The sequence below is a fragment of the Vibrio sp. 10N.286.48.B8 genome, assembly GCF_003050085.1.
GTDB classification, from domain to species: domain Bacteria; phylum Pseudomonadota; class Gammaproteobacteria; order Enterobacterales; family Vibrionaceae; genus Vibrio; species Vibrio crassostreae.
Genome location: NZ_PIGD01000008.1, coordinates 117,301 through 133,596, shown reverse-complemented (window position 1 = coordinate 133,596; position 16,296 = coordinate 117,301). Strand labels below are relative to the sequence as shown.

Genomic DNA, 16,296 nt, shown 5'->3' with positions numbered 1-16,296 from the left:
CTAACATTTGAGCGACTTTATATCTAGACTTGAGAAATACGACGCTACCCTGCTCTACAACGTAGAGCTCTCTCACGTTAATCTTTGTGACATATCTATCGACCCTGATCTCGCAGAAATCATCGCGGAGTCAAATCCCGTTTCAGCCTTAAAGTCAAAGTCGATTGCATCAAAAAGTACCCAGGCTATGAGCAACCTAGTCGCTTTGCAATCTCCAATTTGGGTCTATAAAAAACGAAATCATTACTATCTCGTATCGGGTCTTTTAACTCACTTTCTACTTATAAATACGATTAATTCCGAACAGTCACTCACTAGAAAAACACCCGTTATCTTGCTCACTAAAAAGCCTCAAAATGACATTAAACGGCTCATATTTTTGTCCGATTTAACCACCCAATTATTAAAAAAGCTGTTTATCACAAAGGAAAAAACTGTGAAATTTTTCTTAGAAAACTGGTTCCCTAATGATGAGGCAAAAGGTAGCTATCTAACAAACAAAGAGTGGCAAGTAATTTTTCCAGAGCTAAAAACTAAGAAAGAACTAGCCGCCATATTGAATACCTCAAATCGAGATTTATGACCATGAGAGAGTTCATTTCTAGGCAAAATTTATTAGATGAACAATTGAATTTGAGCGATGATGAATTCGAAAGACTTTATGATTTTCTCACTTTAATTGAATGCCCCGTTTCATTCAGAGCGCTCAACGAAGTACTAAGTAACCTACTCGAAATAGCACAACAATATCCACACTTTTTCGAAACCGTTTTTCTCATTTCAAAAAACGATTTAGTAAGTTTTATTAAGGCAATTTCTGATTCAAAAATCTCTAATAAGGACGACTTTTCAAACCATCACTTTGAGCGAGGTTGGTGCCAAACCCACGTCATTTTTGCTTTGCTTGCACAATACAAAATGTTCTTTTCAACTTCTAATCGTGCTGTTTTTACTCTCATCTTTCTATCGCACTTCTTTGAACATATGGAAACGATTTTCAAGATTGAAAGAGAAGAGGAAGTGACTAGTGCTTTTCGTAATCTAAACCGAAATAAAACATTTAACTTACCCAACTTCGCTGGGGTAACAACCAATGAAATTGCTGACCGATTCGACACCTTGCGTAAAACCAATACATACGAAGGATCGATTAACAACCAACTAAGGCAACTCTGCAACTTCTTCAATCTAAATTGGAAAAATAGGACTAAAAAGAAATCGTCAACACGTGCGGTATTGAGACAGCGATTCAACAACAAACAACTCGAGCGTGTTATAGGTGCTAGCAATGATACCTATACAAGTATCGCAAATACTCGAATTGACAACACTAAATCGGGTATTGAACAAACCGAAGCCTTTCCTTCGATGAGCTTCGTAAAGAAAGAGTCCACAATAGACAGAAAACCGGAACATGAAATTCCAGCAATTAAGCAGATTAATGAGAACTCATCCCGTCAAACACAAATAACAAACATCTCCAAAAGTATTCAGCGCGCCCACAATTCAACTTCTCTTGATAAAACCATACTGCAGATTCACGACCTCTCTTTTCTACTTTTTCAACTAAATAAGAAAAAGAACTATCGTAAACTTATCGGAGTTGTTGAGACGAATGTGATCTGCAAGTTGCTTACTGCTTCACTTTACCTATCGAGACCGATAGCAGATGTTTGCTCTTTAAAGATTCTCGATAAACACTCTGAAGATGGTGAGGGCTTTGTGCGGATTGATAACACTTGGCACTTTAAGGCTGCATTTGTTGATAGTCTCACAGTCGCCGAATACTCTAGCTCAAGTGAGTTAATAAAAATCAGTGACTATTCACTCACACAAGTACCCGAGTTTCTAGTTTCTATATTGGATTTCAATCAACGAAATGCAGGTCCGTTGTTTAATAAAATATCTAAAAGCAGGTATCGTGAGAGCTGTGCAACATTCTTGAAGAACCTATCAGAAACGCACGCCGTCAGAATCAGTCTTAAATCAATTCAATACTTCAGTCTTAACTTTAACGAAGCCAACCAATTAATCGACTCTGTTATTTTCGATTTCGCTTTCAATCATACCACCTACAAAACACGAGCTAGTCGCCACTATACTCAATATTCATTTATGGAAATGAGCTCAAGTATCTTTTATTTCTGGCAAGCTATCGTTGATAGAGTAACCTCTTTAGGGTTTATCCCCAGTATTAAAGTAGGAAGTGTGAAACTCATTGATTATCTAATTACTTGTGACTGCAGTGTTGTTGGTTCTAGGTTTTTACCTTCTAAAGCGTTCTTTCAAAAGCGTTACGCATCTCTTCAAAAAAAGCTGGCTGGGTATAACCAGCTCGAAATACAGTCTTCGTATGACAAATTAATCCAATATCATAATGATTACGTATTTTACGTAAGCTCAATGCTGCTAGCAATGACAGGTTACCGCGCTGTTTATAACCCTCTCCCTTCTTTAAACTTAAGATTGAGTCGTTATAAAATGCTAATGATCAGCGATAAAGATGACATAGACTTCACCCACGCCCGCATTATTCCACTCGCTGAAAATCTGGATAAACAGATCAAGCATTATCAAAACCACCTCAAACAGCTAACTAACATTCTTCATGTACTAAAGCCTGAAACAGCATTCCACGCCAAGAAGCAAACAGAAGAGTTGATTCAGTCATTATCCATTAAGCAATCTGAAGCAACAAACTGGTTCTCAGAGATTAAAAACTCAAAAATATACCCCGGTGTACTTTTCTATTTCATGGAAAACCGCCACGGTATACATATGAGGAATGTACACCCAGCTTGGTTAAGTGAACAAGAAAATACAGACTATCCTCTCAATGCAACTCGACACTACTTGAGAACCTTTTTAACCAAGAGCAACCTGCCACCAGAATCGATAGCCTTCACTATGGGACATTGGTCTACTGGTGAAGCTCCTCTTGGACGTTATTCAACCTTCGACTTCAACGAAGCATGCAGGGCCGTCAGTCCAATAATCCAAGGTATGGCCAATGATCTGAATTTAACTCCAATTCGCTCGCTGTTGGCCTAAGGAACCTGTATGCCACCTTCAATAGACCTTAAAAGATTAATTGCAGAGGCTTCAGTAGTATTTAAACAAGATATTGAGAATATATTTGTCCTCGATACAGAAAAGGCAGCAAAAAAGTTAATAGAGAAACTACACGCCCTAATCACTAAATTACTTGTGGTCACTTATGATAAAGAAGCAAAATCTGACGCCATCACAATAAAATCACTCAATGTGCTCCAGTCAAAACTCGATTCGAATATAGATGTCCAATCCCTGCAGCGGAAAATATTACAACTCTATTTGGTACTGTTAGAGCGAGAGTTCCAGGTCACTTCTCCCCCTTTAGGCTCATTTACTGAAATTCGTAGGGATAAGCCTATAGTTACGCCAGGAAATATTTTCAAAGCCTCGTTAGCTGACAAACTCTATTCTCAACTTGAAGCAGAGATCAAGAAACCCACATTATCATTGTCTTCAGAACAGTCATTAGGGAGGCTTGCTTTATGGCTATTGTTAAAAGAAGGATGTGTCAATATAAAGGATATATCAGCTCTAATCACCAACAGCCAAGACCTATATCGAACTGAACAACTAAGTTATTTTTCTGGAAAGCAGCAATATTTTCTGTCACCAGTCGCTGAAGCCCTTCTAGTTTTACACCGAATTTCATTCATCAATATGAAACATTACAATCAGTCTAGGCTATTGATTAAAAAGGCGAGATTGTATCAATATGAGTACAGCCTCACAGCTCCTGCTCTTGTCCCTAAGTTAACTTCACAACGAAGCTTAGCAGGATTAACATCATCAAAAATCATGTGTTGTATCAATGATTACTGTCATCATACTGCAGCTATACCTAAACAATATTCTTTGAATCTTTCTGATATTCGCCAATGTCATCGAATCGAAACGGTGCTAACTCAGAGTCCTATCGATTTTAGGATCCAATCTAGCCTACTACAATCGACACCGTTAACTCGTTCAACAATGAAACGCGTATTCCTCGATAAGACTGATGTCTTCAGAAAACCACCAGCGAGATTAACAAACCAGGCCGCAACGGTTAGACAAAGCACCGCATGGAAAAAGAACCATACCTCTTACAATAATATTACTGAGCTAAGTAGCGATGAGTTAGTGCGCATATTGCATGGCTTCTTGGACCTATTGAAGACATCGAAAAACACTAGAAAGGAACAAGCCCATCAAGGGCGGCTAATCAGGAGGGGGCTTTATGAATGGCTTGAAGCCGAAAATAACGCTAGTAAATATCCAGTAGTTTGGGTTCTAGTCAGTTGGATGTATCAATTGCTTTATCGGGGTGACATAGGGAAGAAAGTACTCACTTTTAGTACCATTCGCGATTATGTGAGAACCTTTGCAATCCCATTCATAGCAGAATTCAATTACTGTAACCTATTCACAATGGATGCTCTAGAGTGGGCAGAAAAGTTGAATATCGTTGCGGAGGGAATCAACTCAACTAAAAGGAAATCTTTCGTCCTCTACTTTGCTGATTTTGTCGTGAGTTCTCAAATTGTGCCCGAACTATGCTTCTCTGATTTAGATATAACAACATCTAAATCAAATGTCAGTGCTAACTTAATCACAATGCACGAAGCCGATGCTGTAACATCATTTCTCAACAAAGATAGTTTAGAAGCTGAACTTGCTCTTGTTGTATTTTTACTTGGATTTTACGGTGGCTTGCGTAGAGGCGAAATTGGAGGGCTACAACTTAATGACTTTCATTTGAACGACCACGGCTACCTTCAAGTACATATCAGACTCAATAAGTATCGGTCCTTAAAAACTGGAAACAGTGCTCGCAACTTACCACTAGATTGCTTGATGCCCATTCACTGGCAAAAGAAGCTCATATCATTTATCGACAAATCTAAACTTAGCTCTCAAAAGACAAATGCTTTAATTTTTCAGGATCCTAAAAGACTAAAAAACGCATTTACATTACTTACTGTCGTCTTAAAAGAGATCACCCAAGACGATAAACTTAGGTTTCATCACCTACGGCACAGCTTTGCAAATTGGAATTGGTTATTAATCAATTTCAATCGCTACCCTACTAATAACCTCCCTCTGCCATTGCAGCACAATTTCTTCTCGGCAGATAGGCAAAACCAGCTATTTCATCGCTTGGGTATATGCACTAATACAAGGAAAAAGGCATTTGTACTATCACGTTTACTTGGACATGGCACCATTGAAACGACATTTAGCTCTTATATACACCTAGCCGCCCTTCATATTTACTTATTAAATAGGAGGCGAAATGAGTCTCCCCTTCACTTATTGCAGTATAGTCTTGATTACACAGTAAAACTCGATAACAAGAGTATGAGGCCAATCCGAAATGGCAAACCGCTGGCTCTTTATCACGACGCATTGCCAATGACTATGGTTGGAAAATCCAAGCCCGACCTTGAACGATCTCTTGAGCTACTTATTAACAAAGAAGAGAGAAAACCTTCGTCGAACAGTGTTCCCATTGCTGACGTTTTTAAATGCATTTCCCTATTAAGTTATGGTTACTCTATAAAACAAGCCGCAGAATTAACAAAGATATCTGCACAGCTCATAACTCGGATTGCACTTAGGCTGGAATCACATGGCGAGATTTACACGAGAAGATCCAAAAACACCCTTCCTGAGTTTTGCGGCATAAACAGGCTAAATCAATATCAAATAGATCAACTCAACTTTTTTATGCAGCAATTTGATAAATCGTTGCAATCAGAGGCGCTACGTAATGCCAAGATCAACCTATCCCAAGTAACCAAAGCGCTTCACCATTGTGTAGGGGCTAAAGGACACTTAGTTCGAACGCATGATATAAAGACCGTCGCATTCTTACTCAAAACCATGAAAGTGATTGGCATTAAGGATGAGCACGTAAGAATTAAATGGCATTTTTCTCATAAACTAGCGTCCGATGAAATAACGATTGATAAAGTCATTTCTCATTACCGATATTGGGAACAGTTAGTACAAAGCCGAGTTGGCTTTAATGCCACAACTATTGAAGCAGTTATCCCACATAGATATGATCGGTTATCTCAAAAAATGACAGCAATTGGTGTCGATATACACCGTTCGGATGAAGCTAAGTTTCTTGGCTATCATGAAAAAGGAAACATTAGCATCCACCTGCTTCAAACCAAAAAAGAGAACCGTGATTCACTCACAAGAGAATTTAGGAAACTGGTGCCGATGAGCCCACAGCGAAGCAGGTCATACATTACCTTTCTTCAATTACTGGATGTTTATTTGGATGTGTTCCCTTTCGACTAGCTGCAATCATCGCTGCTTTACACACTCTTTCATCCACTCTTCTACATCACTGTCGACCCAAGCAACGGCCCTCTCCCCTATAGGTACGGGCTTAGGAAATGAGCCCTCACTCATCTTTCGATAAATAGAAGACCTACTTAAAGCGGTCTTTGTCATGACTTCCTTTATTTTCAGAAATCTCATTAGCAGGTCTCATATTTCCTTTAGCTATCGCTAGCAGCTATTAGCAACTGCACACTCTTGTAGGCAATAACAGCTTTAGCTATCTAGAATTAATTTCGATATTTCGTTTAACTCAGTATTGCTAAATGGCGACTGAAAGCAGGTCCACCCTGCCGATACAAATTCATCTATATCTTTAGGCTCTGTGTCATCTCCAAAGATACAAAGCTTAGATTGAGGCCAGGCAAGTTCAACTTCAGACACTACTTTGTCAGTTAATACGAGTTCGTAGCCACAGATCGGCACAGGTACATTTAACTTTATGAACGCCGCACACTCTTCTAAAAGAAATGTTATGTCCAGAACTTCTTGCCAATCGGCCATATCTATTGATTCAGAAATATCATCTAATGAGCTTATTGCTTTCGGTTCGCTGAATGACAAGGGAATAGGACTCTCTCCTGTCGACCATACAACGAATAAATGTTCAGATGCTCGTGTCATTGCGACATAAGCCTTAGAGGTGTTATCCAAACATTTCTTCTTAAAATCCACCAAGACGATCACTTTGTTTTCTAATCCCTTAAAGTGATTAAGCTCTGAAAAGCTTATCCCTGGCAGCGGCATGTTCTTTACATTGAAATCATCTAGTTGAACAATATTTCTTAGTACGGTATCTGAAGTTCTAGAGGCGCAGCTATCAAAGAAAGGGTTACTAGAAAGGATAGTTATGTCGGAATGACGATAACCTGCTTTTAAAGCGTTAGATATTACGAACTCAACTTGTTTTATTTCGTCTTGTTCGGTATCAGAAGAAAATATTTCGACGTCAGGACCTTGAATCTTCTTCGTTGCAATCCTATCAGAATCTAATAGGTTAGAGAGGAAGTTTAATGTGGTTCTTGAGTATCGATAAGCAACATCTAATGACAAATGAACATCACAAGAGTTTTTCAGATATTCCATCACTGACTCGTCCGGGCTTTCAAAGAACTCGCTTTGATTGATCAGGTCTTGAAATAAGACCCATCTACCTTTCTGAAAGCCACCTTTAATATAAGGCTCCAGTTTACATAGTTTATTTGATTGATACAGATCTTGAGCTTCATCTACAATCACCACATCATATTGACTAATAAAAGACCTACGTGAATCAACCTGCAGACTATCAATAGTCGCAACAACTATATTTGAAGTGTTCAAGTCTGATTTTAGGCGTCCTTTCAACCATCTAGACTCACACAACACTAGTATCTTTTCGTCGGGGTGAACAAATTCCCTAGATATTAGTTTAATTAAGTAAGTCTTACCTGTTCCAGCTGCGCCTTCACATATAACACGCTGTTTATTTTCAAAGGCAGTCACTACTTGTTTTTGCATTGCGTTCAAATGATCAATGCACGCAGAAACCTTCGCTGCTCTTTGATTTAAAATAGAATCAGGTCTTAAAAGATTCGCTATCTCTAAAATTTCATGGGCAGATAGATTTACGGGCGAATCCACTTTTTTGACCCAGTATTCAATAAATTTATTTAACCAAGAGCTGAAACCTTTAAGTATATTCTTACATCCAAACATAAAAGCGTCATACTCTAACGAACTTGTTAACCCTAATGTATTTGGAAGTAGAACACCGTAGCCAACAGGAACGCATTCTAATGAAATACCTTTTTCATTCAATGAGTCTAGCATTGAAAATAGGGCAGTTCGTGATTGATTAAATGGGTTTTCAATTGAGTAATTTCTTTGCCTCGACCTCGAATACCATCTACCTTCATTTTGATAAACTCGCCCGCCCTTGACCTCAAAAACGAAAATGCCTCGGCTACAAACTAGAACAAAATCTAACTCACCCATACGTTTTTCACTGTGTGACATCAGGTGAAGAGAGTTAAAACAGATGGCCTCTGACATTTCGACGCCACGAAACGCATCAAAAATTAACAGCTCGGCATAGCTGCCATTGTTATATGGCTGAGACGGATTTAATCTCATAGTTTATTCAATTGATTCGCGAATTTCTTACGAGCTTTAGCAAGAGCCTTTTCGTCTTCATAAAGTTTCAAAATGACATTGAAGTCAACATCTTCAAAGGCTCTTTGCGCAACCATTTTAGCTGCAAACTCAGACTCATTTGACGGTAAGATTTCAATCAATTTCTCTGGATGCTCTGGAACATAAATATGTTCTCCAACTGACACGATTTGCTTGAGGTTGTTCGACACTAGATCAAACTTATGAGATAGTACACTTTTGAGTTCAGGCGTTTGTGAATCATCTAAAATATCTACTAATGTTGGTACTAACGAGAACTCTTGTTTAATCCTTTCACTCGTTTGATTCGTGACAGTTAAGAAATACTCATACATACGTTCAATAACAAAACATTCTAACCCTTGAATTTGTCTGACACTCTTTGGAACTTCGTAAAACTTATCTCGCATACCATAAGCCATCGCGATATTTACGTACCCTTCTCCACTAATAGTGTGTATGGGTTGTGTAAAGAGCTTTTCCGTTTCATCAAGCAATGAGAACATTGTTACAACCTGATCTATAAACTGACTGACCCGATCTACTTTGCGGAAAGCTTCCATTTGCTCAGAATTCGTACTTTCCACTTTACCTTTCAGCGTATCGCTAAGGCGAGTTTTGAGGCCTCGTAAAAATTCAGTAGCTTTAGGTTCTCCGAGATCTAAATCGAAAAAGGGAATAAGCTTATCTAACACTTTCTCGTTTGCGCCGCAGCTAATCAACAAGTCAAAGAATTCGTCCTGAATACGATGTTTTGAGCTATCTTCTTCAGAATCACGAAATAGATATAGTTTGGTCAACTTTATAGCTAAAGGAGACGCAGAATCACTTTCGTTTGCTCCTACATTTGAAAGTACTTTAAAGGCATCATTGGCTACTTTGCCGTTCTTAGCCATTACATATGTCAGAGCGAGAGCTGCACCGTATCCACTCATTTTATAGAGTAAGTTTTGATCAAACCCTAGCGGCCTCAGAGCACCGTTAGTTTCTAATGCATCTTCAACACCAACTAGCTCGCTTAGCTCCTCTAGTTGCAGAAATTTATCAAAGTCACCTTTTTTGAAGCTTATTCTATTGAGTAATTCATCGGATACGCGCCCCGTTGACCTTGTCAAATAATCAAAGTGTTCATGAGCATCCTGATCCTCAAAGATTACCTCCCTAATACAGTAGGTTGGCAAAATTCTATCTAAATACAGCCACGTTGAAGATTCTGACGGTTCTAGGTTAGCTCCATCTAAGGAGACAATTACAATAGCACTCTTTGCATATGGATCTTCTTTCCTCGACGCTTGTACACCATGAGCTGGTATCTTAGCTTTCGCTGTGGGTTTCCTGTGTAACGGTATAACGTTTGAGTGAAGAAACAACTCATCTGGTATATAATGACCTATCGGAAAAACGCTAGCTGGCGTAATAAAGCCAAAAGCAAAAAACTGAGCAAGGTTATCTACACAAATAGGAATATAAAATTGTTGCTTAGCCATTAGATTGTATCTCTTTCTAAAATGTTGGGATCAGACGGAAGCAACGCTTCAACTGGTTGGTTTGGGTACTGAGCACTTTGCATCAAGAAAAGTTCATCTTTAGCTCTAGACGTCATAACGTACAACCGCTTTCTCATTGCATCTTTATCTTCGCCGATGATTTTAAGTCCATCCAAAATGACATAAACTGTATCAAATTCAATCCCTTTAACAGATTTATCACATAAAACAACAATACCACCTTTTGAAAAGTCGATATTAACATTGCCTTGTTTTTGATTGCTGGAGTAACTGGATACTATTGGTTTTTCGTTATCCCTCTTGACGTCAATTTGATCGAACTTTTTAACGTAATCAGCTCTCTTAGTTTCGCTGGCGACAATAACACCAATTAGCTTTCCACTGTCTCTATCTGCAGCTCTTAGAATAGTCTCTACACAGGCATTTACCGTTGAATAGTTCATAAGCGTCGGTTTTAATAGCGATGAGCGCTCGGGCAACTTAGGCAATGGGCTCGCTCTATCTGTATAGAAGTGCTGACAAAGCTTGGCAATTGGCCCCGTATTCCGGAAGTTCTCCTCAAGCTCAATTACGCTACCTGGAGATAACCCCAATACCTCCTCCAAATCTCTTCGACTCGAATTATCTTCTGTAATCTGTTGGTTCTGATCACCAACAATGAAAAAGTTCTCAAAACCTAGCTCCATTACTGATTCATAATATCCTGTTGGTAAGTCTTGTCCCTCATCTACGATCAGATCTTGGATTGGAACCTTCCCGTAATGAGATGCAAAGATATTTTTGAGTTGATAATAGTCTGGGTTCACTTCCCTTTTCTTTTTTTCCTTAGCAGTAGGTGGCCTCTCTGGCATATACTGCTCAGTCAGTTCGTACTGTGTTTTATATAACCAACTCATCGCGGTTGTTAAGTCACACTCAGCTAGTTGAGATGTATGCGCTGCTAGCACATGATTGAACGTCAACACTTTAGGCGCTCTGCCTTTTCCTTGGTATTTTTTCATGCGATGCAGTGCGACTACAGACTTACCTGTACCCGGCGCACCCACTACCAAATGCTGTCCCTCTAACGGTAACCTCAACACTCTTTGTTGCTGTTTGGTAAGGTTATGTGACTGAGGTAATTCATTGACTCGTTTACTCACTGGCATTCTCCCGAATAAATTCTACCAAGGAAGGGATTCCATATTCCCTATCACCTTTAATCAACACCCGGTCCAAGAAGACATTGCCGTATGAACAACTGGTGTCGGGAACTAAAGTACAACCGTGACAGGCCGCTCTATTGAGGCCATCTCTCCCCTGCCCACCATGATCTGAACACACTGGGTCTAACGTACACCAATGCGCTCTTTTTATTGCACTATCTAAAATAGTTAGAAAGGACTTTGGCTCAGCCAATTCCATTAACCCACCAAGAGAGCCGCTTTTGTCAGCCACTGCGGTATAAATCAAAAAACCATGCATACCTTCTTCTTTTGAAGAATAAACTCGTTCACATAACGACGATGCCGGGTAACCACATTTATCTTCCAGCTCTCTTATGATCAAATGCGACAACGTATGAAGTAAAACAAATTCAGGAGTAAGCTCATCAACCATAAGTTGGCTCTCAGACTGTTCATAATGGTTAGCTAGTTCACTAATCCTTCGTGCAACCCCATCATGATATGACCAAGCTCTTAACCATTTTAAGCTCAATGTAACGAAGATTCCCTCTCCATAAAGATTGATCGCTGGTAGCCAATCAGTGTCACCAACAATATTAGGCTGTACTGTTTGAGGTTGAAATTTGTCTTTGTCTTCCTGAGCTTTCGATTTCTTTGAGGCATCTGTTTCAGGATCTAAATCTCTTTGTGAGCGAAGGAAACCGCTAAATACTTGTACCTTTCTAAGACGCTCCACTTTCACCAAGTCGTTAACGATTAGGCTTATTGGAAGTAATTCATCGGATAAACTAGACCGCAGATCCTCATAAAACTCTGTTAGATGTCTTGTTTTAAAGTCTGCCGATGGAGAAAAAGACTGTTCCGTAATTAATGCATCATACTCTTCTTCTTTCATTTGACCCGGTGTACCAATGAGCTCTTGAGTATCATGCTCATTGACACCAAACTCATAGACATATAATGCTTTGTGTATTTCTTCAACGGCTATGTTTAGCTTTCTTGCTAATTGATCCGTTCGACGTTTTCTCAAAAAATCACTTGGCGCATTTAATACATCATCAAGATCATCTGAATACGTTGAAATATCACCAAACGTCTGGTCGCAGTCATTGCTATTTGATTCCGGAGGGATAACTAACCCATCAAGGTTAATTGGTGAATATACACTTGGATGGTTAATTTCAACAACTTCCCCTTTGCGCTTGAATTCTGCTGACTCGTCGACAATCTTTTCAAAAATCCAAGGCTGCGGCTTCATTGGTTTAAGCCCTGCCTGAGTTGGTTCAAAAAAGACTGAACTACCACAACAAGAACAAGATACCTTCTGACGTCCACTTACAAATTCGATTCTTAAATGATCTTTATGATGGGAGTTATAGCAAACCGCAGCCTTACCTTCAGGTGGAACTATTCTTTTTAGCTCGCGATTAAAAGGGTAATGACAAAGATAACTCCAATTGACATCATCTAAGTTACCAAAGTTGTCTACTACACAATATGTCCCCTGACTCATCACCCCATTACATTTGATACAACGTGGCTTAGTCGATGATTTATGGGGACTATTATCCCAGGGAGCTAGATCAAGTTGACCACAGCCCATACATTGCAAATAGCTAGGAAATAGAACAGCAGGTATCGCTCTACTCGCGTCGTCTTCATTATCTTCGTTACCGGTAGGTGGTAAATAAAGACGTTGAGGAATTTCCAAGCAGCGTTGAATACGACTAACATTTTTCAACTCATTTTGGGGAGTCGGATTACCACTAGTAAACCAATAACGAGTATCAACAATGACACCAGTGTAATCATTTTCCAGACGAGCGATGCTGCCAACACCTTGCTGGGAAGCAATGTGAGATAATCTAATAGCCGTCAATTTAGTGTTCATTTTTTTAGCCCTCGAACTGTATTAACAAGAGTGCTGTCTTCTACATTTCGCATCGATGTTTGTGTATCCCAAAGAGCCTTTTTTTCAACATCATGTGTTTTTATTAATGAGTCCACGGCCCGATCTTTGCTATTAAAATGAAGCTGCCTTCTTTTTTGTTTGCTTTCTTTAGCATGTTGAGACCACTCCTCAACCAGTTCTTCTAACATATCTAGCGTTGTGTTCAGTTTGATAGCTTGGTCTTGTCGCTGTAAGTCAGTATCAAAAGGCCCTTCTATGGCATTGCGTATGCGCCCTTTCAACATTTGCACAAGCAGGCTCACATCTTGGTTTTTGGCATCGAACAGATCTGCACTGCCATTAGCAACCAACCCAATACCAGACATTCTTAATGCAATAATTAGAGACGCATGTAATGCCTTCTTGAGTGCTTGATAAGTGAAAGGAGTAAGGCTTGTTGGTTCAACATAGCGATAAAATGACTCATGATAAGAACGGAAGTTTTCATAGTGAGATAAGCTGCTAGTCTGTGATTTGTAATAGTTTACAAATACAACACCAGGTATTTCGCCACGACCAACACGACTGCTTGCCTGAATATATTCAGACGTAGTCAAGGGCTGACCGTTTATGACCATTACCGCCAAACGCTCTACATCTAACCCAACTGATATCATATTAGTTGCCAAAGCGACATCTACAACATTAGAGCTTCGATACGGCTCTTCAAGCTCGGCAAACGTCTGATTGTTCTTCTCGGCGCCCTGAAGAGAAGTCAGCGACTTTACATTTAGCAGACGACTTACTTCCTGTTTGCGAGATTTGTGCTCGTCTTCTGTTAGTTCCTGCGTATATTCAAAAAGCTTCTGCTGTATTGAACGAGTAATTGGCCCTTTAAATGAAGCGTCACTCGCCGAAACCCCTTTCAAACTTCCGTGGTAAACCAACTGAGTCCACCAAGCATCTTTATATTCTGGCTTACCAACAAAATGTACCGCTGGCGCAATAGCAATTAAACTGGACAATGGCTCTAGAGAATCTCTTTTCGATTTACTAAATGCCATATAGCCCACGTACAAACGTCCTGGCTTCTCTGTTATCGGGACCGTTCTAGCAAAATATGAATCATCATGTTCTAGCCCGGCAGGAGGAAAGACTGCTGAGGATTTACCGTAAAGTTGCTTAACTTGCTCACTCGCATTCCTAATCGTTGCTGTTGATGCGATGTACTTCGGATAAATACCACGCTTTATCAACGCCGTTTCAATACCGACTTCGTACAGGCCTACTATTGATCCTAAAGCACCCGATATCAGATGAAGTTCGTCTTGTATGATCAGTTCCGGAGGTCGTTTCCCTTTACCTCCAAAAAATACTTCCGCCCTACCATCCCAGGCAAGCATGGCAAACTTATCTACAGTAGCAAGTAGAAGAGTTGGCGGGTTGTCGTATAAGGATTCGTCGACCGTTTTGCACGGCAGTATGCTATTGTTACTGGAACCAAATTCACAAGCTTCATTTGTACACTTGATGTCGAACCGTGTTTCGTGTGCTAGGTAGTTCTTTTCAGAAAATTTGCTTTTACACCAAGGGCAAGATGTCATCCCTAACTTTTCAAAATTTTGGTTGTTAAGAACCTGTTGAGCTTGATAGTAGGTATTTGGAGTACTTTTACTTCCAACCCATAGGCCCAATGTAAAAGGAGTGGTGCCTAATAACTTCTCGGACTTCCTTCTTAGTAATTCAAGAGCACATACTACTTTTGCGGCACGGACAAATTGCTGTCCCGTTAGCAGGGTCAACGTATAACGCATGATGGCTACCGTACTGTCTTGGCTTTGAGGATAAACCAAACGACGGTAGACAAAAACCATAGCCATTACACCCAAGTAGGCTTCTGTTTTACCACCACCAGTCGGAAACCATATCAAATCAACGACATCTCGATTGATATCTCCTTCATCAATTGATGATTTCATGGCCATCAATACAAACGCAAGCTGAAACGGTCTCCAATTAAACTTATCAAAATCCGGTGAATCTTGACCTGCAGTCATTTGCTTGAGCATTGCTGCGTTCATAAATGAAAACGCAAGTTGAGCCTGTTTATTCCCTTTTAAAAATTCAATCCCTTCAACAATTCGCGCGTAGGCAATTTTCGCTCTATTAACGATACTATTTGCTACCTCACGCTCATGAGATTCCATAGCATCCATCATCGACTGCTGCATGCTCAACCAATCGCCATACCCATTGGCAAAGTTTGTTAAATAATCAAAAACACTCTTGTTTTTGTGGCAGGTAGATAGGATTTTAAAATTGAGGTGGTTGGTTTCAGAACCCGCAGTATTCGCTGTAACACTAGGCACCTCTACTTTTGGCATGAAGGTAGTTTCAATTACACGGTGTCCGTTTTGAACTGACCAATCGACGCCGACAGCATGCCCAATCGCGTAATTTTTAACAGTTTTATATCTTAGCTCCAGTTCCTTTTCCTCATCAGTCAACAGAGAAAAGTCTTTCTGAGGATAACTACTAACTTTCCCCTCTATAACTGTGCACCGTAGTTTCACATCAAAAATCGTCTTACTCGCCATCTTTGACGTTTCTTTTTCAGTCTCTGCAATAGTCTGTTGATTGGCTAGGGTTAGTGTGACTATGTACCCAGCTTTAAAGGGACGCCAAGTTTGATATAGCTTTGCTCTATGACCGTCCTCAGATCCAAAAATATTTGTTGAAACATTAGTATACGAACCATTATCAGGGGCAAGCGCTTCAAAAAAGTTTTTCTCTAATGAGTAAACTTCTTTCCTCCAATTTTCACTCTTACGACCACGAGTCTGAGAATCTCTTACGCTTTCGTCACAAAAAGTTGTACATTCATATTCAATTGAAAGGCGAATCCTAGAACCTGTAATATAGAATGAGAAACCCGCCGATGACGGCGCTGTGATAGAAGCAACACTATTACGAGTTCGGTTTGAAGTTTCAGTTTTGTCTTCTGGTAAAGGTCGGAGCAATCCAACATGGAATTGCTTGAGAGGATTTACCTTAAGCTTTTCACTTTTTGTTCTAACTAAATTATCTTCGACAAACTTTACAAAGCCAGCTCTTTCAGACGTAATATTCACAAGCTCCCCACTCCAAATACTAAAACCAAGCCACTAAACGCCTAAAAGATTAACTCCGG

The 16,296-nt window shown here is 39.8% G+C and carries 9 protein-coding genes; 3 read left to right on the top strand and 6 right to left on the bottom strand.

Features of this window, described 5'->3' with window-relative positions:
• The first annotated feature begins 7 nt into the window (after window positions 1–7).
• From CWO08_RS11590 to CWO08_RS11580, 3 genes are read left to right on the top strand one after another with little or no spacing between them, the layout of a single operon-like run.
• A complete protein-coding gene (locus tag CWO08_RS11590; RefSeq protein ID WP_102321030.1) occupies window positions 8–583 on the top strand; it encodes a hypothetical protein in 576 nt (191 codons plus the stop codon).
• On the top strand, window positions 580–3,051 hold the full coding sequence (locus CWO08_RS11585) for a hypothetical protein (RefSeq protein WP_108020478.1): 2,472 nt from the start codon (window positions 580–582) through the stop codon (window positions 3,049–3,051). The genes CWO08_RS11590 and CWO08_RS11585 overlap by 4 nt, the downstream gene beginning before the upstream one ends.
• 9 nt (window positions 3,052–3,060) lie before the next feature.
• On the top strand, window positions 3,061–6,345 hold the full coding sequence (locus tag CWO08_RS11580) for a tyrosine-type recombinase/integrase (RefSeq protein ID WP_108020477.1): 3,285 nt from the start codon (window positions 3,061–3,063) through the stop codon (window positions 6,343–6,345).
• 6 nt (window positions 6,346–6,351) lie between these two features.
• Here CWO08_RS11580 and CWO08_RS11575 read toward each other — a convergent pair whose 3' ends face one another.
• The 6 genes from CWO08_RS11575 to CWO08_RS11550 all read right to left on the bottom strand — a co-directional run bounded on the left by CWO08_RS11575 (window position 6,352) and on the right by CWO08_RS11550 (window position 16,237).
• Entirely contained in the window at window positions 6,352–6,528 is a 177-nt protein-coding gene (locus tag CWO08_RS11575) for an AlpA family transcriptional regulator (RefSeq protein ID WP_017071512.1), read from the bottom strand.
• Window positions 6,529–6,603: 75 nt separating this feature from the next.
• Window positions 6,604–8,502, bottom strand: coding sequence for a nuclease-related domain-containing DEAD/DEAH box helicase (locus CWO08_RS11570; protein WP_108020476.1), 1,899 nt, complete (start codon window positions 8,500–8,502; stop codon window positions 6,604–6,606).
• Window positions 8,499–10,028: a hypothetical protein gene (locus CWO08_RS11565; RefSeq protein ID WP_108020475.1), complete on the bottom strand. Its 1,530-nt coding sequence runs from the start codon at window positions 10,026–10,028 to the stop codon at window positions 8,499–8,501. Before CWO08_RS11565 ends, CWO08_RS11570 begins: the two co-directional genes overlap by 4 nt.
• Window positions 10,028–11,191 (bottom strand): AAA family ATPase, encoded by a 1,164-nt coding sequence (locus tag CWO08_RS11560; protein WP_181360046.1) that lies wholly within the window; start codon window positions 11,189–11,191, stop codon window positions 10,028–10,030. The genes CWO08_RS11565 and CWO08_RS11560 overlap by 1 nt, the downstream gene beginning before the upstream one ends.
• Window positions 11,184–13,106 (bottom strand): DUF1998 domain-containing protein, encoded by a 1,923-nt coding sequence (gene drmB, locus CWO08_RS11555; RefSeq protein WP_108020473.1) that lies wholly within the window; start codon window positions 13,104–13,106, stop codon window positions 11,184–11,186. The genes CWO08_RS11560 and drmB overlap by 8 nt, the downstream gene beginning before the upstream one ends.
• Window positions 13,103–16,237: a helicase-related protein gene (locus tag CWO08_RS11550; RefSeq protein ID WP_108020472.1), complete on the bottom strand. Its 3,135-nt coding sequence runs from the start codon at window positions 16,235–16,237 to the stop codon at window positions 13,103–13,105. Before CWO08_RS11550 ends, drmB begins: the two co-directional genes overlap by 4 nt.
• Window positions 16,238–16,296 lie beyond the last annotated feature (59 nt).

Coding starts and splice junctions, on each gene's coding strand:
- CWO08_RS11585 (WP_108020478.1), top strand. CDS start 580: ATGACCATGAGAGAGTTCATTTCTAGGCAAAATTTATTAGATGAACAA.
- CWO08_RS11580 (WP_108020477.1), top strand. CDS start 3,061: ATGCCACCTTCAATAGACCTTAAAAGATTAATTGCAGAGGCTTCAGTA.
- CWO08_RS11575 (WP_017071512.1), bottom strand. CDS start 6,528: ATGAGATTTCTGAAAATAAAGGAAGTCATGACAAAGACCGCTTTAAGT.
- CWO08_RS11570 (WP_108020476.1), bottom strand. CDS start 8,502: ATGAGATTAAATCCGTCTCAGCCATATAACAATGGCAGCTATGCCGAG.
- CWO08_RS11565 (WP_108020475.1), bottom strand. CDS start 10,028: ATGGCTAAGCAACAATTTTATATTCCTATTTGTGTAGATAACCTTGCT.
- drmB (WP_108020473.1), bottom strand. CDS start 13,106: ATGAACACTAAATTGACGGCTATTAGATTATCTCACATTGCTTCCCAG.